The 19,940-nt window shown below is 48.8% G+C and carries 18 protein-coding genes; 6 read left to right on the top strand and 12 right to left on the bottom strand.

Translation table 11 applies throughout. The annotated features are described in order from the left end of the window. Window positions 1-13: 13 nt before the first annotated feature. Genes CBE68_RS00715 through CBE68_RS00695 form a run of 5 tightly spaced genes read right to left on the bottom strand, consistent with a single transcriptional unit; the run spans window position 14 to window position 4,841 of the window. Window positions 14-2,050 carry a type IV pilus secretin PilQ gene (locus tag CBE68_RS00715; RefSeq protein ID WP_087504145.1) on the bottom strand — a complete coding sequence of 679 codons (2,037 nt, stop codon included), beginning with the start codon at window positions 2,048-2,050 and terminating at the stop codon, window positions 14-16. Between the two features lie 14 nt (window positions 2,051-2,064). Then, window positions 2,065-2,580 (bottom strand): pilus assembly protein PilP, encoded by a 516-nt coding sequence (locus CBE68_RS00710; RefSeq protein WP_087504144.1) that lies wholly within the window; start codon window positions 2,578-2,580, stop codon window positions 2,065-2,067. Further along, complete coding sequence (locus tag CBE68_RS00705) at window positions 2,577-3,197, bottom strand: type IV pilus inner membrane component PilO (RefSeq protein WP_087504143.1); 621 nt, start codon at window positions 3,195-3,197, stop codon at window positions 2,577-2,579. Before CBE68_RS00705 ends, CBE68_RS00710 begins: the two co-directional genes overlap by 4 nt. After that, a complete protein-coding gene (locus CBE68_RS00700; protein ID WP_087504142.1) occupies window positions 3,187-3,771 on the bottom strand; it encodes a PilN domain-containing protein in 585 nt (194 codons plus the stop codon). The genes CBE68_RS00705 and CBE68_RS00700 overlap by 11 nt, the downstream gene beginning before the upstream one ends. Next, window positions 3,768-4,841 (bottom strand): pilus assembly protein PilM, encoded by a 1,074-nt coding sequence (locus tag CBE68_RS00695; protein WP_087504141.1) that lies wholly within the window; start codon window positions 4,839-4,841, stop codon window positions 3,768-3,770. Before CBE68_RS00695 ends, CBE68_RS00700 begins: the two co-directional genes overlap by 4 nt. Before the next feature lie 198 nt (window positions 4,842-5,039). Here CBE68_RS00695 and CBE68_RS00690 point away from each other — a divergent pair, with 198 nt between their 5' ends. Both CBE68_RS00690 and CBE68_RS00685 read left to right on the top strand, forming a co-directional pair. Continuing rightward, window positions 5,040-7,655: a penicillin-binding protein 1A gene (locus tag CBE68_RS00690; RefSeq protein WP_087504140.1), complete on the top strand. Its 2,616-nt coding sequence runs from the start codon at window positions 5,040-5,042 to the stop codon at window positions 7,653-7,655. 39 nt (window positions 7,656-7,694) lie between these two features. Next, entirely contained in the window at window positions 7,695-8,873 is a 1,179-nt protein-coding gene (locus tag CBE68_RS00685; RefSeq protein ID WP_087504139.1) for an HD-GYP domain-containing protein, read from the top strand. Between the two features lie 57 nt (window positions 8,874-8,930). On the opposite strand, the gene CBE68_RS00680 is transcribed toward CBE68_RS00685, so the two are convergent. Together CBE68_RS00680 and oxyR are read right to left on the bottom strand one after the other, a co-directional pair. Continuing rightward, entirely contained in the window at window positions 8,931-9,224 is a 294-nt protein-coding gene (locus CBE68_RS00680; RefSeq protein WP_087504138.1) for a PilZ domain-containing protein, read from the bottom strand. A 69-nt stretch (window positions 9,225-9,293) separates the two neighbouring features. Then, entirely contained in the window at window positions 9,294-10,196 is a 903-nt protein-coding gene (oxyR, locus tag CBE68_RS00675) for a DNA-binding transcriptional regulator OxyR (RefSeq protein WP_087504137.1), read from the bottom strand. Between the two features lie 190 nt (window positions 10,197-10,386). On the opposite strand from oxyR, the gene CBE68_RS00670 reads away from it, so the two are divergent. Beyond that, a complete protein-coding gene (locus CBE68_RS00670) occupies window positions 10,387-11,583 on the top strand; it encodes an amino acid aminotransferase (RefSeq protein WP_269844724.1) in 1,197 nt (398 codons plus the stop codon). Between the two features lie 80 nt (window positions 11,584-11,663). Here CBE68_RS00670 and CBE68_RS00665 read toward each other — a convergent pair whose 3' ends face one another. Beyond that, entirely contained in the window at window positions 11,664-12,749 is a 1,086-nt protein-coding gene (locus CBE68_RS00665) for an AI-2E family transporter (RefSeq protein ID WP_087504135.1), read from the bottom strand. Window positions 12,750-12,995: 246 nt separating this feature from the next. Between CBE68_RS00665 and CBE68_RS00660 the strand changes: the two genes are divergently transcribed. Further along, on the top strand, window positions 12,996-13,418 hold the full coding sequence (locus CBE68_RS00660) for a hypothetical protein (protein ID WP_087504134.1): 423 nt from the start codon (window positions 12,996-12,998) through the stop codon (window positions 13,416-13,418). 96 nt (window positions 13,419-13,514) lie between these two features. Here CBE68_RS00660 and CBE68_RS18675 read toward each other — a convergent pair whose 3' ends face one another. Beyond that, window positions 13,515-13,685 (bottom strand): hypothetical protein, encoded by a 171-nt coding sequence (locus CBE68_RS18675; RefSeq protein ID WP_158100455.1) that lies wholly within the window; start codon window positions 13,683-13,685, stop codon window positions 13,515-13,517. Between the two features lie 248 nt (window positions 13,686-13,933). On the opposite strand from CBE68_RS18675, the gene CBE68_RS00655 reads away from it, so the two are divergent. Both CBE68_RS00655 and CBE68_RS00650 read left to right on the top strand, forming a co-directional pair. Continuing rightward, window positions 13,934-14,734, top strand: a complete 801-nt coding sequence (locus tag CBE68_RS00655; protein ID WP_233143569.1) for an SDR family NAD(P)-dependent oxidoreductase — start codon at window positions 13,934-13,936, stop codon at window positions 14,732-14,734. A gap of 10 nt (window positions 14,735-14,744) precedes the next feature. Beyond that, window positions 14,745-15,740, top strand: a complete 996-nt coding sequence (locus tag CBE68_RS00650) for an AraC family transcriptional regulator (protein ID WP_087504133.1) — start codon at window positions 14,745-14,747, stop codon at window positions 15,738-15,740. Window positions 15,741-15,818: 78 nt separating this feature from the next. Here CBE68_RS00650 and argH read toward each other — a convergent pair whose 3' ends face one another. Genes argH through CBE68_RS00635 form a run of 3 tightly spaced genes read right to left on the bottom strand, consistent with a single transcriptional unit; the run spans window position 15,819 to window position 19,903 of the window. Further along, window positions 15,819-17,738: an argininosuccinate lyase gene (gene argH / locus CBE68_RS00645; RefSeq protein ID WP_087504132.1), complete on the bottom strand. Its 1,920-nt coding sequence runs from the start codon at window positions 17,736-17,738 to the stop codon at window positions 15,819-15,821. 2 nt (window positions 17,739-17,740) lie between these two features. Then, on the bottom strand, window positions 17,741-18,955 hold the full coding sequence (locus CBE68_RS00640; RefSeq protein ID WP_087504131.1) for an argininosuccinate synthase: 1,215 nt from the start codon (window positions 18,953-18,955) through the stop codon (window positions 17,741-17,743). Window positions 18,956-18,988: 33 nt separating this feature from the next. Then, on the bottom strand, window positions 18,989-19,903 hold the full coding sequence (locus CBE68_RS00635; RefSeq protein WP_087504130.1) for an ornithine carbamoyltransferase: 915 nt from the start codon (window positions 19,901-19,903) through the stop codon (window positions 18,989-18,991). Between the last annotated feature and the right edge of the window lie 37 nt (window positions 19,904-19,940).

Here is a 19,940-nt window from a genome sequence, read left to right as displayed (position 1 = left end):
GCTTTGTAAAGAATCATAGCGTTTCGGTAATGATTCTTGGGGTCACAAAAATCAACAATTCTCGTTTTTCGTTGGATTCATTGGTGTTGCGGAACAGCCAGCCAACTGCCGGTAAATCCCCCAAAACCGGTACTTTGGAAACAGATTTGGTGTTGATTTGCTGATAAATACCACCCAAAACAACGGTTTCGCCATTATCGACCAATACTTGCGTACCGATCTCTTGCTTATCGATTGCCACGGCTCTGCCCCCGGCAGAAGTAGGTACTTCTTCGCCCTGAGTATCTTGAGTGATCACCAAATCAAGAATGATGCGATTATCGGGGGTAATGTGCGGTGTCACGCGCAAACTCAGTACCGCTTTTTTGAATTCGATATTGGTTGCTCCGCTTGAAGTTGATTCTTCATAAGGGATTTCAACACCTTGTTCAATGTAAGCTGGCTTTTGGTTGGCTGTTGTGATCCGCGGACTGGCGATGATTTCACCCTTGTTCTCAACTTCTAAAGCCGACAGCTCGAGATCAATCACTGTGCCATCAGCGAGTTTGGCAACCTGGAAGGCAATAGAGCCAGCCGCATTGGCCACTGGTAAATCAACATTCATGCGGTCTGCAATCGACGGCACAACGCCATTGTTGGCGTCATTGGCACCTTCAATTGTGCCGGATGTGGCGCCATTACCAGAGCCCGCGTCGAAGGTATTGGTAATGCCCCAACGAACACCAAGTTCCTCGCCGACGCTATCGCGAACATTGACCACCCGAGATTCAATCAATACTTGTTTGACGGGACGGTCGAGAACCGCGATCAACCGCCGAACCTCTTCTAATTGCTCTGCAGTATCGCGAATCAGTAAAGTGTTGGTTCGCTCATCGACGGTGACAGAGCCACGCTCTGAGAGCATATTGGCTTCATCATTCTTGAGTAGCTCAGCAATATCATCTGCTTTGGCGTAATTGATCTGAACATATTCAGAAAACAGAGGGGCCAAGTTTTCAACCTCTTGTTGAGCTCGTAATTCTTGTGCCTCGCGGATTGCTAACTCATCTGCCGGAGCAACCAGCAGGATATTGCCCTCCATTCGTTTACCCAAGCCACGGATCTTGAGAATCATATCCAATGCTTGATCCCAAGGTACCCCATCCAACCGCAATGTCATGTTGCCGCTGATGGTATCGGTTGTTACCAAATTAAAGCCATTGTGGTCGGCGATGATCTGCAACACGGTTCGCACTGGAATATCTTGAAAGTTGAGCGAAATTGGCTTGCCTGAGTATTTTGACTGTTTGGCTATTTCAGCTTCGGGAATCGGTTCTAAACTGAGCGTGAATAAGTTATCGACCTGCTGATGATGAAAACTGTAATTGCTGTTAGCAGCAACGGTTAAGGTCACTTTTTGCTGTTGTTGCTGAACGTCTATGGTGTCGACTATGGTGGCAAAATCGGTGACATCAAGTAGCGCTACCAGCGCCTCGACGATATTGACATCAAAGAAACTGACGACCACTTTGTCGCCTTGTTGGACAACATCGGCAGCCACTGAATTACGCGCTAAGAAAATTAATACATCACCACCGCCAGCTTCTGTGCGGCGAAAATCAATCGCTGTTATTTCGTTGAGGTAGTCCGGCAGATCGTCACTGTCTGCTCCGTCGACATTGCCGAGACTGAGAACATAGCTATTGCCCTGAATGCGACCAGCATATGGTCGTAGTCGCTCCATGACGGTGTGAACCGCCAAACCTTCCGAAGTTTGAAAGAAGTTGACTCGCTGAACCCCTTTTTCGCCAACCGGAATGCTAGACAGAGTCATTGCTGAGACACTCTCAGGAAAGGTCACAATAACTTGCTCTGGTAGCTGCGCTACTGTGGTTTGCGGCGGTAAAAAAGGCTGGTCGAAAACCAGTTCGAGCTCAAACTGGTCATTGACTAAATTATTGTAACGAACGTCTACAAGTTGTGGTTGACTGGCCAAGACCATTGTTGGCAGCAATGCCACTACTGAAAGAATGCGCCATATCTGTCGAATAAACACGAGTCTTGCTCCCATCACTTTCTCCGTTCTCAGCCGGAGATTAATTCTAATTTATTCATGCGTTTTTCCCAGCAGCCGTCACCTTCTGGAACCATTTCTTCAATCAAAATCTGACCATTGGAAACAGCGACGACCCTACCATGAAACAAGCCCATATAGTCGTTAACTTGGATTTGATAAACTTTGCCACCATTGGCTTGCACTAAGCCAAGGATATCACTACCTGCCCCCATGGTGCCGCGCATGGTAATGTCATCCAAGGCAAAAGACTCCAATGGGTGTCGAGGTCGATCGATTCGCGGCGTTAAGCAGTCTTTGCGTTGCGCCACCTGCACTTCGATCAATTCTGGCACAGGCTCGACAAACGGGCTGCGAACTACCTTGGCGGTATAAGGAATATGAGTAAAGTCCGGTACTTCTGGCAATGGCTCGGGCTTCGGTCGGTAGGCTTCCTGGGTATTCTTGACGAACTGCTTAACGTCAGCCAAGTCATCGGCACATCCACCAATAAAACAAACCGCTACGATCATCAACAAGCGTTTCATTGCTGTTCCTCCGCTTCTTTGTAGCGGTAGGTGCGGGCTTGCACGCTCATTTTTAGCAGTTCTTTGTCAGAATCTGGATCAGCTTGCAGCTCGAAGTCATGCAGGCTAATGATTCGAGGTAAACTGGCAACATCACTGACAAATTGGCCGAGCTGATGATACTGACCGGCCGCCTCTAGTTGCATGGGTAATTCAATATAAAACTCTTGCTGTTGCTCGGGTTGCCACTCTAATTTATCGAAGCGCAAGCCATTTGCAGTGCCAACGTATGTCATGTCGTCAAGCAATGCCGCTGTTTCATGGCGAGTCGGCAGCTGCTTGAGCATTGACTGAAATTGTTCTTCAATTTCTGCCAATTGCGAGCGATAGATTTCAACATTGACTGCGATACCGTATTTCAACTGATATTTTTGCCGCAGCTCTACTTCGACGTTGCGTTCATGTTCCAAGGTGTCGAGTTGATCGCTAATGACAAAGTAATACACCAAAAATGCTGCGAATACAGAGCACATGACGGCAAATACCAGCTTCACCAACAACGGCCAGCTGCCCATGTTCTCTAAATCGAGATCGACTTGTTTTAGTTGCTCAAGCTCTGCACGCCAATCAATTGCCATCAGCTTTGCCTCCCTGCTCAGAAGAAACCAGCTCTTGCTCGACAATTTGCACCGTCATGACAAATTTGCTCAGCAACTTCGGCCTGATTTCGTCAACTTCGATGGTTTGTATGCTCGGGCTTTGCAACCAGGCCAGACCATCGATATTGCGAACCAGGTTGGCTAGTCGGTTGTTGGACTCGCTAATGCCTTCGATTTTCAGCAACCGGCCGGTCTTTTCAACGCGAGTTAAGTAAACACCCGCCGGAATAATGTCGGCCATGGCGTTAAACAATTGAGTGAGTAAATTGCGGCTGAGTTGCAGTTCTTGAACTAGCTTCAAGCGCTGCTCTAAGTCTTTTTTCCGTTGCTTAAGATCATTGAGCTCTTGAATCTTCTTATCCAGAATCGCTGTTTCTTGTTTCAAGTAGTTATTGCGAGCTTGTTGCGTGGCGATTTTACTGCCGTAAAAAGACGATACCGCAAACATAATCAACGCTGCGGCAATGGCGGCAGCAAGCAACATGGTTAGGTATTCTTGTTGTTGTTTTTGCTTGGCTTCTTCACGCCAAGGCAGCAGGTTAATGCGACTCATTCGCTATGCTCCCTCATGGCTAAACCACATGCGATGGCATATTGATGAGCTGTCTCAAGCAGTTTTTGTCGGTCGAGCGAATCGGCAATCGTCATATCAACGAATGGGTTTGCGAGGATTGCGTCGATCTGTAGTTCCTGGCGGAGCAATTCGACTGTGCCAGGCAGCGTGGCGCTGCCGCCACTGACAATCAGCGCGTCGATTTCACTGATACCGCTGGACGTTGAGAAGATCTGAATATTGCGGCGAATCTGTTGTGCCATCTGGCTTTGAAATGGTGCCAGCACCTCAAAATCGTAGTTAGCGGGTAAGGTCCCAGCCAACTTGGCTTCCTCAACGGTATTGGGTTCCATGCCGTAATAGCCTGTCACAGCTTGATTAAATTGCTCGCCGCCAAAAGGTTGCTCGCGACTATAAATGGTTTCGCCATTGCTAACGATGCTAAACAACATCATGTTGGCGCCAATATCGACCATTGCTACTGTGTTATTGACCATGTCCTCGGCAAGCTGGCTTTGCATTACCGACAAGGTTCGCCCCAGAGCAAAGGCCTCAATGTCCATCACTTTAGGGGTATAACCTGCTGTTTCTAATGCCGCAACCCGAGATTCAACATGCTCGGTTCGACAAGCGCTGAGTAAGATATCCTTGCGGCTACTGTCGGTACTGTTGATACCTATGACCTCAAAGTCGAGGCTGACTTCATCGAGAGGGAAGGGAATGAGATGATCGGCTTCAATTTGAACTTGCGCTTCGAGGTCGGCTTCGGTGCCGCCACTATCGACATAAATAATCTTAGTAATCACCGATGAGCCGGCAACTGCTGCTGCGACGAGGTTGTTCTTCTTACCGAGTCGAGTTAGTAGTGGCCTGAGGGCGGTACCAACAGCTTCAAAATCTTTAATCTCGTGTTCTTCTACAGCACCTGGGGGAATGGCAACTTGGGATGCATTTTCGAGCACCCAGCCGTCTGTGTTTTTGCTCAACAGTACAGCTTTGGCGGAATGGGAACCGATATCTAAGCCAATAAGGGGAGGTTGGCTACGTTTCCAAAAGCGCTCAAGTTTCACGAATGCAAATCCATTGTAATGCTATTGTTAAGCTTGATTATACTGTTAGTCTCACCCAAAAAAACAAGCGCTTTTGCTTGGACTTTCAACACAGTTCGCTATTTTGTGTCTTTTGCGGAGCGACTTCTTTATACTCTGGGCCCTAGGCGAAGGGCCTGCCTTTTGGGTGCGGCTTCATGATCTAAGTGATTACTAACCGTGAAATTATTGCGTTCTTTATTGATTTTTTTCTTCAGCTGCGGCGTGCTCGGGCTGATTGTCGCTATTGCTGTTGCGGTTTACTTTAGTCGTGACCTTCCGGATGTTACTGAGCTCAAAGACGTTCAACTGCAGACACCAATGCTGGTCTACACCCATGATGGTGTGCTGATCTCGCAATTTGGTGAAAAACGTCGGATTCCGCTCGCCATTGAACAAATCCCACAGCAGATGAAAGATGCCTTTCTGGCGGTGGAAGATTCCCGTTTTTACGACCACCCCGGTATCGACCTGATTGGTGTAACGCGGGCGTTTGTGTCGCTGGTGATGACTGGTGAAAAACGTCAGGGCGCCAGTACCATCACGATGCAGGTGGCCAGAAACTTTTACCTCACCCGTGATAAAACCTATCGTCGTAAAATTCGCGAGATTCTATTGGCGTGGCGGATTGAACAGCTGTTGCCGAAAGACCAAATTCTGGAACTTTATCTCAACAAAATCCCTTTAGGGCAGCGTGCTCATGGTGTTGGCGCTGCTGCAGAAGTGTATTTTGGCAAAACTGTTGATCAATTGACGTTGCCCGAAATTGCCATGATCGCGGGCTTACCAAAAGCACCGTCGCGACTGAACCCTATCTATTCGGTAGAGAATGCGGTCGAGCGTCGTAATGTTGTATTGGCTCGAATGCTCGCTGTCGATGCGATTAGCCGTGAAGAATTTGACCAAGCCAGCCGAGCGCCTCTAGAAGGCAAATATCACGGCCCAGCGATCGAGATGCATGCGCCATATGTCGCAGAAATGGCTCGCCAGTATATGGTTGAGCGATATGGCGAAGAGCAAGCTTATACAACCGGATTCAAGGTCTACACCACCATCGACTCAAAGCAGCAACAGGCGGCGATTGATGCGGTGGTGCAAAACCTACTCGATTATGATCATCGCCATGGTTATCGTGGCCCTATTGCTAACCCCTGGTTGACCGTACCAGAGTTGGATGAGCAAAGCGCACAGGAGCAGCCTCTCGAACCGATGGTGGTGCTACCTGAGCCAATGTGGGAACAAGCTGAAATAGTTGAACACCTGCAGCAGTACCGAGGTTATCAGCATTTGGTGCCTGCAATGGTCACCAGCGTATCGGAACAGTCGGCGGAAGTGATTCGCAGAGATGGTGCTGCTGGCACGATCGATTGGGATGGCATGAAATGGGCTCGCGCGTTTATCACTGATGAGCGCCAGGGGGCGGCACCGAAGACGGCAGCCGAAATCGTCCAACCCGGTGATGTCATTATGACCGAGGTCGTTCAAGATGGTGTCTTTGCCTTATCACAGTTGCCAGAAGCATCCGGGGCGCTGATTGCTCTTAATCCTGAAGATGCTGCGATCCGTGCCTTGGTTGGTGGTTTTAGCTTTGCGCAAAGTCAGTTCAACCGTGCATTTCAAGCAAAACGTCAACTCGGCTCAAATATCAAACCCTTCATCTATTCGGCTGCATTCGACAATGGCTATGGCCTAGCATCGCTGGTTGCTGATGCGCCGATTAGCCACTGGGATGCATCAGCTGGCGTTGCTTGGCGACCGAAGAACTCGCCAGAAACTTATGATGGCGATACCCGCTTGCGACTGGGCTTGGCGCAATCCAAGAACGTCATGTCTGTGAGGCTATTACGCGCCGTTGGCATCGATAAAATCAGGCAACATTTGAGTAAGTTTGGTTTCCCGCTTGATGAAATTCCGCCGAATGAATCGTTGGCATTGGGCTCTGCTAGTTTTACTCCTCTGGATGTCGCCACTGGCTTTGCTGTGCTTGCCAATGGTGGATTTCAGGTCAAATCTTATTTGATTGAACGAATAGAAGATCAACATGGTAACCGCTTGTTCCAGCAGCAACCTAAAGTTGCTTGTTCTGAGTGTGAGGCGATTGAAGAGTCGATAAGCGAGTTTAGTGATCTGACCGAGTTTGCTGATATCGCTGCGGACCAGTTCGCCATGTGTCCTGCGCTGCCGGTTGACCCTGCCCAACAAGCTCCCCGTGTGGTTTCGGATACCAACACGTTTTTGGTGACGCAAGCGATGAACAGCGCAATTTGGGGCGGCGGCAATTGGTCTGCTGGCACGGGCTGGAATGGTACCGGTTGGCGCGCGGCGCGGGCGCTAAAACGCCGCGATATCGCTGGCAAAACTGGTACCACCAACGATGCAAAAGACGCTTGGTTTTCCGGTTTTCAGCCAAATTTAGTGGCAACATCTTGGATTGGCTTTGACGATCACCGACGTAAGCTTGGTTCGACCGCCTACAACGCTAACCTTGGTAGAGACCAAATTGTTGGCAAAGAATTTGGTGCCAAGACCGCTTTGCCTGCTTGGATCAAATTTATGCAAGTTGCATTGCAAAATATGCCGGTTCAGTCATTTACTGCACCCGATAATATTGTCAGTGTAAGAATTGACCGGTCGTCTGGGCTGTTGACCCATCGAACTGATAGTTCGACACGTTTTGAGTACTTCGTCGCGGGTTCTGAGCCTACTCAATACGCCGAAGCACTAACTCAACCGGTTGATCCATTTATTGATAATGAAGTTCAGCAACCTTCAACTGTCGATGACGAATTGTTCTAACTCAATGCTGCGTGTCATGGGATTAATGTGTAGTTGGGTATGACCAAAACTATTTCTATCAACGAACTCAAAGTAGGCATGTTTATCGCCGGTATTGCTAAGTGCCGGGGTAACTTTGCGCTCAAAAAACCTGGGTTTGTTACTTCTCAGGCAAGTATCGATGCGCTGATCAGCAAGGGCGTTGAACAACTTCATATAGACCCAAATAAAAAACTTCCTGACGAAAATAAAGCGCAGGGGTTAGAAGCCACTCAAAGTCAGCCCAGAACTCGTTATGACGCGCCTTTGGTTAGCGTTGAGCGGGAAATGGAGCAAGCAAAGGCGCTGCATAATCAAGCTCGACAGCTGCAGAAGAAAGCATTTAGGGATTTAGAGAAGGGCCACAATCTTGACGTTGAAGCTTTTAAGGAGCTTGGCGAAGGGTTGATGGACTCAATGTTTCGCAACCCTCAAGCGCTGACCATGATGACCCGCATTCGGCAAAAAGATGAGTACTTGCTTGAACACAGCATCAATGTTGGCATTTTACTCGGCGTCTTTGGTCGTTACCTAAAGCTGGATGAAAAAGTGATTGCTGATATGGTCACAGGCGGCTTATTGCACGATATCGGTAAGCTCCGAGTGCCAGAAGAAATCCTTCACAAGCCCGGCAAATTAATGCCCGAAGAGTTTGAGCAGATGAAACGCCATGTTTTACATGGGCGCGATATCATTGACGAAAACCAAGTGGTACTGCCGAAAACAACGATGGAAGTTATTGTTCAACATCACGAGCAATTAAGTGGTGCGGGGTATCCCAAACGACTGGTTGGTGATGAAATCAGTCAGTATGGGAGAATGGCGTCGATTGTCGACATTTTCGATGCCTTGACTGGCGAGCGAGTCTACAAGAAAGCGATGTTGCCGACAGCCGCTCTTAGCATTATTCGGAGCATGGCGCCGGATAAGCTCGATCAAGAACTAGTAAACGCCTTTATTCGCTGCATTAACGTCTATCCGGTTGGTACTTTGGTTAAACTGCAAAGCGGTCGCTTGGGAATTGTGGTTGAAATTAACGAAAAGGCGCCAACCAGACCGATGCTGAAGCTGGTGTACAGCGCTAAATTCAATCGCCATATCAATGTCGAGATGTACAACTTAGCGCAATATGAAAGCGACAAAATTGTCAGTGCCGAAAAGCCCGAAGCTTATGGCTTGGAACTGAAAAACTACATTTAGTGCAAAATGCAGTTTGGTCGCAGACCAAAAACACCGCCATTCTAGCGGTGTTTTTGTTTATTTGTAGCCGGTGATCTCAAAGCCGACGTCGTATTGATCTTGCTCGATAGGATCCATTCTCAATACAGTAGCTGTCGCTTCTAGGGGGCGGATATTGTCGCCAGTGGAATCGATGAACACTTCTACTTCTTCACCCATTTTTAGTGGCTCTGAAAGAATCACTGCCAAGCCGGTAGCGCTCAAGTTCTGACAGGTGCCGCTGATCGTGTCACCAGAATCAAGCCGCTTCACTCGAATTGGGGTATCGACTGACATACGAATAAAATTGCGTCGTTCACCTTGAGTAATCATTACTTCACCCTCAATAAAAAATCATTCCTTGTATCTCCCGAGTTTAGCCACAATGCAAGCGGATGCGAGTTAAGCTGTCGGAATGGTCACACTTTCCTTGATTGCATCGGCTAGGGCTTGCAAGGTTCGAACGCGGCTTGAGCCCCGTCGATAGACCAGCGCAATTTCTCGTGTTGGCTGTGGCGAACTGAACGGTTGATAACTCAGCAAGGGGTCTGCCTGATGGTGCTCTTGAATGGCTAAATAAGGCATCAGCGTTACACCGCGACCGGTGGCGACCATGTGTCGTAGGGTCTCTAAGCTGGTGGCTCTGAACGTGCCATCTTCATTGGCTCCAGCACTAAAACAGTAACCCAGTGCTTGGTCTCTAAGGCAATGGCCATCTTCGAGCATCAGTACAGTTTCGCCGTCGAGCTGGCTGAGTTCTACATCCGGTTGCTTAATCAGATGATTATCTTTTGATGCCGCCAACCACAGTGGTTCATCGAACAAGGTGATGTGTGCCAGTCCCTGCATTTCATTTGGCAACCAAGCGAGTAGCAGCGCATCAAGCTGGCCTTCGCGCAACAGGTTAAGTAGCACGTGGGTTTGCTGCTCTTCTAGTTGCCAGCCCATATCTGGGAAATTCTGAAACAGGTGCGGCATGATTTTTGGCAGCAGGTAGGGCGCTACGGTGGGGATCAGGCCTAGCTTGAGTTCACCAGACATGGGATCACGAAACGACTGCGCTGTGTCTTTCAGCTGCTTCACTTCGCTGAGCACGCGGCGAGCATGCTCGACCACGGATTCGCCAGCGGGGGTGAACATGACATTGCGGGTATCACGCTCAATTAGGGTTAACTCAAGCTCATCTTCGAGCTTACGAATTTGACCACTTAGCGTTGGTTGACTGACATAGCATCGCTCTGCCGCTTTGCGAAAATGGCGTACTTCATAGAGCGCCAGTAGGTATTCGAAATCACGTAAGTTCATACTGATTACATTTGCCAATTATTTTGTGTGATTTGTAACATATTGGCTATCAAAAGTCGTGGGTTTGCGGCGAATCAAAGAGCAGTCAATTATTTGTACTGGTCAGTCTTTCGGCGCTGCACAGCTAGTGGTATAACGGCAAAGGTTTATTTAAAATCTGAGGCCCTCACTACTACAGGAGTAGCAAACCATCATGTTCGAATCGGTACCTTTAGCGCCGGCGGACCCAATTCTGGGTTTAACTGAAGCTTACAATGCAGATCCACGTGACAATAAAATCAATTTAGGCGTTGGTGTATATAAAGACGAAGCGGGCACCACCCCTATTCTTGCTTCGGTTAAAAAAGCTGAAGCTCTGCTATTAGATACCGAGAAAACCAAGTCTTACTTAGGTATTCAAGGTGTGCCTGAGTATGGCAAACATGTTCAGAAGCTCTTGTTTGGTGCTGATAGTGCAGTGATTGCCGACAATCGTGCGCGTACAGCTCAGGCGCCAGGTGGTACCGGCGCATTGCGTATTGCTGCCGATTTCGCCGTGCGCAATTTAGAGCGCAAAACCATTTGGGTCAGTAACCCAACGTGGGCAAACCACGCGGCGGTATTTGGTGCGGCAGGTTTGACTGTTGAGAAGTACGCTTACTACAACGCCGAAACCAGCGATCTCGACTTTGACGCCATGGTTGAAAGCCTTAAGGGGGCTAAGGCCGGTGATTTAGTGCTGTTCCACGGCTGCTGTCATAACCCAACGGGTATCGATCCTACTGCTGAGCAATGGCAAGTGCTGGCAGATATGTCTGCACAAGCGGGTTGGTTGCCGTTGTTTGACTTCGCTTACCAAGGTTTTGCCACTGGCATTGAAGAAGATGCCCAAGGTTTGCGTACTTTCTTGAACAACCACGATGAACTGCTGATTGCTTCGTCGTTCTCGAAGAACTTTGGTTTGTACAATGAACGTACCGGTGCTTTCACGCTGGTTGCGCAGAATGCCGACGTTGCTGACACTGCTTTCAGTCAGGTCAAAGTGAACATTCGGGCGATGTACTCCAACCCGCCAGCACATGGCGCGAAAGTGGTGAGCACTATTTTGGGCAACGATGATTTGTATGCTCAGTGGGTTGCAGAAGTGGCTGAAATGCGTGTTCGCATTCACCAGATGCGCGACTTGTTCGTTGAGACTTTGGCTGACAAAGGCGTCGATGGCGACTTTAGCTTTATCCAACGTCAAAATGGCATGTTCTCATTCTCTGGATTGAATCCAGAACAAGTCGGCCAGTTGCGTGAAGACCATGGCATCTACATTGTAGGCTCGGGCCGTATCAGCGTTGCAGGCATGACCAAGGCCAACATGGATGCGCTTTGCACCGGTGTGGCAGACGTCCTCAAGTAAGCTATCCGGTTAGCATTGAAAAAGGCACCTGTCGGTGCCTTTTTTGTTGCTGCTTGATCACTTACCAGTGAAAAGCGACGCTAAGTTTGGTCTTGCTGATCTAAGAAGTCACGAAACTCGGTTTCGTAGAGGTGGAACAACACCAATGTCAGGGCGACAATCAATGGCCCGTAAAGTAACCCCATCAAACCAAACATATGCAAACCACCGAGTAGCGAGAAGAAAATCACCACGGTATTTAATGATCCCGCGCCTTGCATAAACAAGGGTCTAACAAAGTTATCAATGCTGCCGACCACTGCCACGCCCCAGACAATCAGAAATATACCCCAACCACTATCACCGGAGATAATCAGGAATAGTGCCGCAGGCAACCAGATTAATGCCGTTCCGACCACCGGAATCAATGACGCAAATGCCATGATAGTGCCCCAGAACAGACCGGGGAAGCCGGCCAGCCACATGGCAAAGCCGCCGACGATGCCTTGTGTCATGGCCGTTAAGATGGTGCCAAGGAGAGCCGACTTGGAGACGGCTTCGATTTCCTCTAGTAGAGCATCTTCCTGAGTGCGAGAGAGCGGCAAGGCATGACGAAAGAAATCGACCATACGGTCATAGTCGCGAAGGACAAAGAACAGCGCAAACAGCATGAGCGTGAGTTGCATTAGGAAGTGACTTAAGCTGCCTAGTACGCCGGTAGATATACCGACAAGGCCCTTACCGGCACCACTGGCCACACCAACTACCTGAGTCCGAAGGTTTTCAGGAGTCAGGAAATCATCGGGCAAAATAATCTCAAGCTTGGCTTTGACGATTTGCACCCAAGGATGCGCCAACATGGTCTCCAAACCGCCTTGGTCAATCCAACTTCGCAAATCGACGGTATAGGTGATGCCCTGCCTAACAATAGCGACGATAACGGTGAACGCAGGCAACAGAATGACCAAGGTGAGCAAGATGCAACTGAGCACCGCGGTCAAATTAGCTCGATTGCCCAGCTTCTTCTGTAGCCATTGGTTAATTGGTGCCATCAAAATACCGAAAATAAGCGCCAGAATAATGGGCTCGATGTAAGGCAAAATGAGTTGATAGCAGACATAAACAGCGGCAAGCAGCAAGCCAATCAGCAGCCAACTACGCGGATTTCGAAAAGGGGTTTGAGTCATCGCATCAGTCCCTTGCTTTGATGTGTTGACACTTAGCCTAACACGGGGACCATGACTAATCACCGGATTAACATGGGGAGGCGAAGAAGGCATTGAACCCTGCTTACTGTTACAGTGTTTGTCCGATGTTTATCAACATGCAACTAGATGTTGATGCGATTCAAGGTGGTCGCAATCAGCTGTTGATTCAATAAAGGCAATAAATCGCTTGGAAGCCACATATTAGCAACAAGGAGTGTCAAAGCGGTGACCAACCAGTTGAAGTGGTACAAGAATCCGCACAAAGTAAAGCTTTACTTATATGGCGGGCTAACAATTCTATCTGTTGGAGTTGGCATTTCGTTATGGGGTTATTCCATTGAGCAAGTTCATATTAACTGGGGTACAGGCAAAGGCGTAGTCCTTGCCATTCCGATTCTGTTGCTGGGTTTGTTCTGGGAATCCCTAACCGGTGTAGCCGGTGGTGGAACCTTTGGCCTATGGTGTTGCGCGTTTATCTTCTTTTACTGTGCTTGGCGCAACTATCGTCAGTCGTTGAGCTATGTCCTCCCACCAGAAACTCACTCCTTGTCTCAAAGTGAAAAACGTGGATGTTTGATTGTCACAGCAATACTCGCTGCGATTGTAGCGATTCCGATCATTTCTCTAATGGCGATGATTCTTCGCTAGAGTCTTTGTTTACCAGTTAATTGCAAAATCTGCCGTCGTCATTAAGCTCAATGGTAGACATTTCTTCATCAAGCTCTGGGAAATCAAATGAAACACCTATACCGATATTTGGTCGCCTTTGTGTTGTTGTTCTTGGCGCTTTGCTTTTACAGCTACGGCAGTATGGCTGGATTGTTTGTCTTTATCCTTTTCGGGCTGCTGTTTGAGGGGGCTTTTTGGATGAAGTTGTTCCCCAGAAAAAAACGACGAACGGTCAGATAATTTCACTCGATGAATGCAAAAAACCTCAACAAACGGGGCTTTTCATTTCTTTGATTTGGTTGTAGCTAATTCATCTTCAATATCACATCAAATTTTTCCGAATACACATGCGGCCAGCGCGATGCTCGATTGGGTTGGGCTGAGTCGTTCGCACAATGATTGTCATCATTTGCTAGTCACATGGCATCTTCTGCCAGTGTGTGGCGTGATTGGATTGCGTAAAGTGAGGCCATCAAATCAAGCTAAGAGGAATGATGATGGTCAGCAACAGAACAAACAACACGGCGCTAATTACAGGAGCCTCTGGCGGTATTGGGCTTGAACTAGCTCGCATTCATGCGCAGAAAGGCGGAGATCTGGTGCTAGTTGCTCGTTCGAAAGACAGGCTTAAGGCACTGAAAACCGAGCTCGAAAAACAATATCAGGTTCGCGTCGTGGTATTGATCGAAGATTTGAGTGATGCAGATGCTGCAGAACGTATCTTTACTAAAACGGAGTCGCTTGGTTTATCAATTGATGTCTTGATCAATAATGCCGGTTTTGGCGGCCATGGCCTATTCCACAGCCGTGATTTGGCCGATGAGCAGGCAATGATGCAGGTAAATATGGTGACCCTAACCAATTTGACTCACTATTACGTCAAGGGCATGGTGTCTCGAAAGCATGGCAAAGTGCTCAATGTATCTTCCTCTGCGTCGTTTTTGCCGGGGCCGCTGCAAGCCGTCTACTATGCCACCAAGGCCTATGTGACTTCGTTCTCGCAAGCATTGGCAGAAGAACTGCGGCAGCATCAGGTGACAGTAACCGCGTTGTGTCCTGGCCCAGTTGACACTGGATTTGTTGCCGCTGGTGGATTAGAAGGCGTCGAAGTATTCAACAATGCTAGAAGCCCAAGCTCAGTGGCCGATTGTGGTTATCGTGCCATGGAGCAGGGTAAGTTAGTTGCTTTCAACGAAAGCAAACTAAGTTTCATGCTGAACTGGTTGATCCCATTTTTGCCGAGAAAAATGGTACTCAAAATGTCTCGCGACAGCATGGAAAAACAATCTAACTGAATTATTGGTGATGAAAAGAGCTAGTAAGTTTGTCATTTCGCCAACCTGGCGATTAATGCTCAATGACATGAAGGTCGATTTGAATGCGGTGTTGGCCAATGCTGGATTAGCGGCAGATTTGTTTAACCGCGGCAAGATCATATTGAGTGCAGATGAGTATTTTCGATTTTGGTCAGGCATCGAACGAGCCTGTGAACCGCGAGATTTCCCTCTTCTGTTAGCTGAGCATATGACTGTCGAGTCATTTGATGCACCGATTTTTGCCGCTATTTGTAGTTCTGATTTGAATACCGCGTTGCGGCGGCTGAGCCACTACAAGCCACTTATCGGCCCGATGATTCTCGATATCAAAACAAACCCCAAGCAAACCAACCTTTGGGTTTCCTGTTATGGTCAGTCAAATAACTTACCAACAACACTAGGCTTAACTGAACTGGTGTTTTTTACTGAGCTTTCGCGTTTGGCGACTCGAGAGCGTATTGAGCCCATCAATATTGAGCTACCGCAATTGCCGGAAAATATCGCAGCCTTCGAGGCCTATTTTGGCTGTCGCTTAAAACAAGGCGCACGCGTTCATATGTCGTTCCGACACGAAGATGCCCGCAAACCATTTCTTACTCAAAATGCTGCGATGTGGGAGTTTTTTGAAGCTAAACTCAATCAAAAACTGGTTGATATGACTGCTAACGCCACGACTGTCGAACGGGTCCGGGCGGTATTGCTGGAAGCATTGCCAAGTGGTCAGGGAGCGATGGAACAAGTGGCGGGCCGCCTGGCGATGAGCAAACGAACGCTACAGCGCAAATTGACGGCCGAAGCAGAAACGTTTCAATCGGTCTTGCAGATAGTTCGAGCCGAGCTTGCCGATCACTACCTTGAGAAGTCCACCATGCCATTGACTGAAATAGCTTTTTTACTCGGGTTTAATGAAGCCAATTCATTTATTCGAGCGTATAGCTCGTGGAAAGGTATGCCGCCGGGGAGTTATCGTAGTCGTTTTAACTAGCGTCATGAAAACAAGGTTCACCAAACTACATAAAGTAGCCTGGTGAACGTATGAGCTATTTTTACAATAAGTATCGCGCTACAAGAAGTATTCCATCGCTACTTCATCACAGGCGTGTTTCTTCGGACAAATATCGCAGTCCTTCATCACTTTCTCTGGTAGCTGATCTTTGCTGGTATAGCTAAAGCCCAGTTTTTCAAAGAAAGTAGGCACACGCGTCAGTACGATCAAACGTTTGAGCTCAAGGTCTTTGGCGCGTTGCATCATGTACTGGACCAGTGCTTTACCTTGACCTTGCCCGTGTTTGTCGTAGTCGACACCTAGGCTGCGGATTTCGGCGAGACCAGTACCGTAGATATAAAGTGATGAACAACCTACCACCTCATGTTCAATCTCTGCGACCGCAAAGTCGAGGATCGAGCGGAGCAAGTCATCACGACTGCGCGGCAGCGTTTCGCCTTCTTTGGCCCAGTGAGAAACAATGCGATCAATTTCATCCATATCGGACAAGCGAGCACTTCGAACACTCAGCACCTCAGCTTTCTGGGCGTTCAAACGTTGCTGCACTTGACTCAACGCATAACCAACTTGGCCGACTGAAGTTCCACCTTTGGTTTGACCTTGCTGGGTTTCAAACTGGCTCTTACCGTTGAGGGCTGATTCAACACTCGCGCGGCTAGTACCACCCAGCACTTCACGCTTAGCAAGGCAGGCTTCGATGGTTAGATGCTCAAACACATCTTCATCAATCAAATCGCTGAACTGCTTGAGATCAGCCAATTCGAATTCTTCCAATGCTTTGTTCTTTTCGATGGCAGCAACAACCGCCTCACCCACCACATGGTGCGCTTCACGGAACGGTAAGCCTTTAGCAACCAGATAGTCAGCCAGTTCAGTCGCGTTAGAGTGACCTTGCTGTGCTGCTTTTAGTGTCGCGTCTTGATTAACCTTGAGATCTTGCAAACACAGCGACGCCATATCCAAACAAGCCAGCCAAGTATCAACAGCGTCAAACAGGCCTTCTTTGTCTTCCTGCATGTCTTTGTTGTAGGCCATTGGCAGGGCTTTGATGGTGACCATCAAGGCACTCAAAGAGCCAATAACCCGACCGGTTTTACCGCGGATCAATTCCAGCGCATCGGGATTCTTCTTTTGTGGCATCAGCGATGAGCCCGAAGTCACTGCATCGTCCAACTCAATGAAGCCAGCTTCACCTGAGTTGTAGAAAATTAGATCCTCGGCCATGCGTGATAAGTGCAGCATCGAAGTGCTAGCAGAGAACAGCAGCTCCAGCACGTGGTCACGATCGGACACAGCATCCAGGCTGTTTAAAGTCGCTGAACGGAAGCCCAAAGATTGCGCCAGTTCGTCACGGTCAATCGGGTAGGCAGTACCGGCCAGAGCGCCAGAGCCCAGCGGGCAGCGGTCCATTCGATGCAGCGCGTCTTTCACTCGGCTCAAGTCACGATCGAACATCTCGACATAAGCCAAACACCAGTGACCAAAGGTCAGTGGCTGAGCGCGCTGTAAGTGGGTGTAACCTGGCAATACCGTGGATTGCTCACGAGCAGCTAAGTTAACCAGCGCTTCTTGCAGCTTGACCAATGCGGCGTAGATTTCTTCGCCTTGCTCTTTGCACCACAGCTTGAGATCGGTGGCAACCTGATCATTACGGCTACGGCCAGTGTGGAGCTTTTTGCCCAAATCACCGACCTTGTCGATCAACTTGCCTTCGACCCAGGAATGAATGTCTTCCGCATCCGACTGGAGGATTTGATTCGGATCTTGCTGCACTTCCAGCAACAACTGCTCAAGTGCTTGTTGTAAGTTCTGCTGCTCTTCAACAGTCAGCACGCCTGCCTTTTGCAACGCCTGCGACCAAGCCACAGAGCCAACAATATCCTGTTCCGCCAGACGGTAATCGAACGGCAACGAATCATTAAATGCTTTGAATCGTACGTCACTGCCTTGTGAAAAACGTCCACCCCATAACGCCATGATTACTTCTCCTGATCTTTCAGCGCTTTAATCCGGCTTGATAGTGTATACAAGCGGATGAAACCTTCAGCATGTTTTTGGTCGTAAACATCGTCAGCACCAAAAGTAGCGAACTCTTCAGAGTACAGGCTGTTTGGCGAACGTTTCTGAGTTGCTGTTACTGAACCTTTGTAAAGCTTCAGGACCACTTCACCGTTCATATCAGCACTGTAAGCATCAGCAGCACCCAACAGAGAATCTTTCAGCGGCGTGAACCAACGACCGTCATACACCAAGTGGGCGAACTGCTCACCAACGGTGTGCAGCCATTCGCGTGAGCGCTTGTCCATGACCAACTCACGAATTGCTTCCAGAGCTGCGATGATGACGGTTCCGCCCGGCGTTTCGTAGCAACCACGAGACTTCATGCCCACCAAACGGTTCTCAACGATATCAACGCGACCAACGCCATGCTCGGCAGCAATCGCGTTCAGTTTCACAACCATTTGATACGGGCTGAGTGCTTCGCCATTAAGGGCAACTACTTCACCGTTTTCAACTTTCAGGGTCAGGTATTCAGCTTCATTTGGCGCTTGCTCTGGCGACTTAGTCCACACCCAAGCTTGCTCAGAAGGCTCATTCCAAGTTTCTTCCAGCTCGCCACCTTCGGTTGAGATATGCCACGCGTTGGCATCACGGCTGTAGATCTTGGTCAGGCTGGCAGAACAAGGAATGTTGCGCTCTGCGAGGTAAGCCAGCAAGTCTTCACGAGATTCCATGGTCCACTCACGCCACGGCGCAATCACTTTCAGATCTGGGGCGAGAGCAGCGAAGCAACCTTCGAAACGGATTTGGTCATTACCTTTACCGGTACAACCGTGACAAACCGCATCAGCGCCAACTTTACGCGCCACTTCAACGTGGGCTTTGGCAATCACTGGGCGTGCCATCGAAGTACCCAGCAGATAAGTACCTTCGTAGATAGCGCCTGTCTTCAGCGTTGGGTAGATATAGTCTGCCGCGAATTCTTCTTTCAGATCGACAATGTGGCACTCGGTTGCACCGGAGGCCAAAGCCTTTTCTTCCAAGCCCTCTAGCTCTTCATCGCCTTGGCCAACATCGGCACAGAAAGCCACAACTTCACAACCTGGGTAGGTTTCTTTGAGCCAAGGAATGATGGCAGAAGTATCCAAACCACCAGAGTAGGCCAACACGACTTTTTTAATTGTTTCGCTCATTATCTCGCGCTCCAAAATTCTTATTTAGTTCACTTATTTCTGTAACAGTGCCAGCATCACGGCGTTCTGCGCGTGCATGCGGTTTTCGGCCTGTTGCATGATGATTGATTGTTTGCCATCCAATACATCGGAAGTCACTTCTTGTTCCCGATGCGCTGGTTGACAGTGCATAAAGTACTGTGCGCCGCTCATTGCCATCAGTTGCTTATTGACCTGATACGGCATGAATTTCTCGGCAATGACTTCAAATGGAGTTTCGTCGCCCATTGAAATCCAAGTATCGGCATAAATTGCATCAACGCCTTTCAGATCGTTGATGTCATTGCTAATCACCAGTTTGGCACCTGATTTAGCACAAAGTTCTTGAGTATCAACCACAACCTGGCCATCCACGCTATGGCCCGGCGGTGTCACCACGACCATGTTGCAGCCCAGAATGGCTGCGGTCAGCATCAGAGAGTGAGTGACGTTGTTACCATCGCCAACATAGGCCAGCGTTTTACCTTCAACACTGCCAAACTGCTCAGTAAGTGCTTGGAAATCGGCTAATGCCTGACAGGGGTGATACAAATCTGACAATGAGTTAATCACTGGCACTGAGCCGTATTCGGCTAGCTCTTCCAGCGTTTTTTGACTGAATACCCGCGCGACAATGCCATCGACCCAGCATGACAGATTCATGGCGAAGTCTTTGACGCTTTCGCGTTTGCCCAATGCGCCATTTTGCTGATCGAGGTAAACCGCGTGGCCACCCAGTTTTTGGATGCCAACATCAAAGCTCACGCGAGTTCGCAGCGACGGTTTTTCGAAGATGGTTGCAATGCTTTTGCCGGCCAACGCCTGCTGATATTTTTGCGGATTTTGCTTAAGGTCGATGGCTTGGGCGATCAGCTGTTCGATGGTCGCTTTATCCAGATCCTTGACCGTTAGTAAATGTTCAAACGTCATAATTTATCTCGATGTGTCGCTGTCTGACGGTTTGTCG

This window comes from Neiella marina (assembly GCF_002165625.1).
Taxonomy (GTDB): domain Bacteria; phylum Pseudomonadota; class Gammaproteobacteria; order Enterobacterales; family Neiellaceae; genus Neiella; species Neiella marina.
Note: the sequence above shows the minus strand (reverse complement) of the source record. Positions and strands in the feature narration are given on the sequence as shown.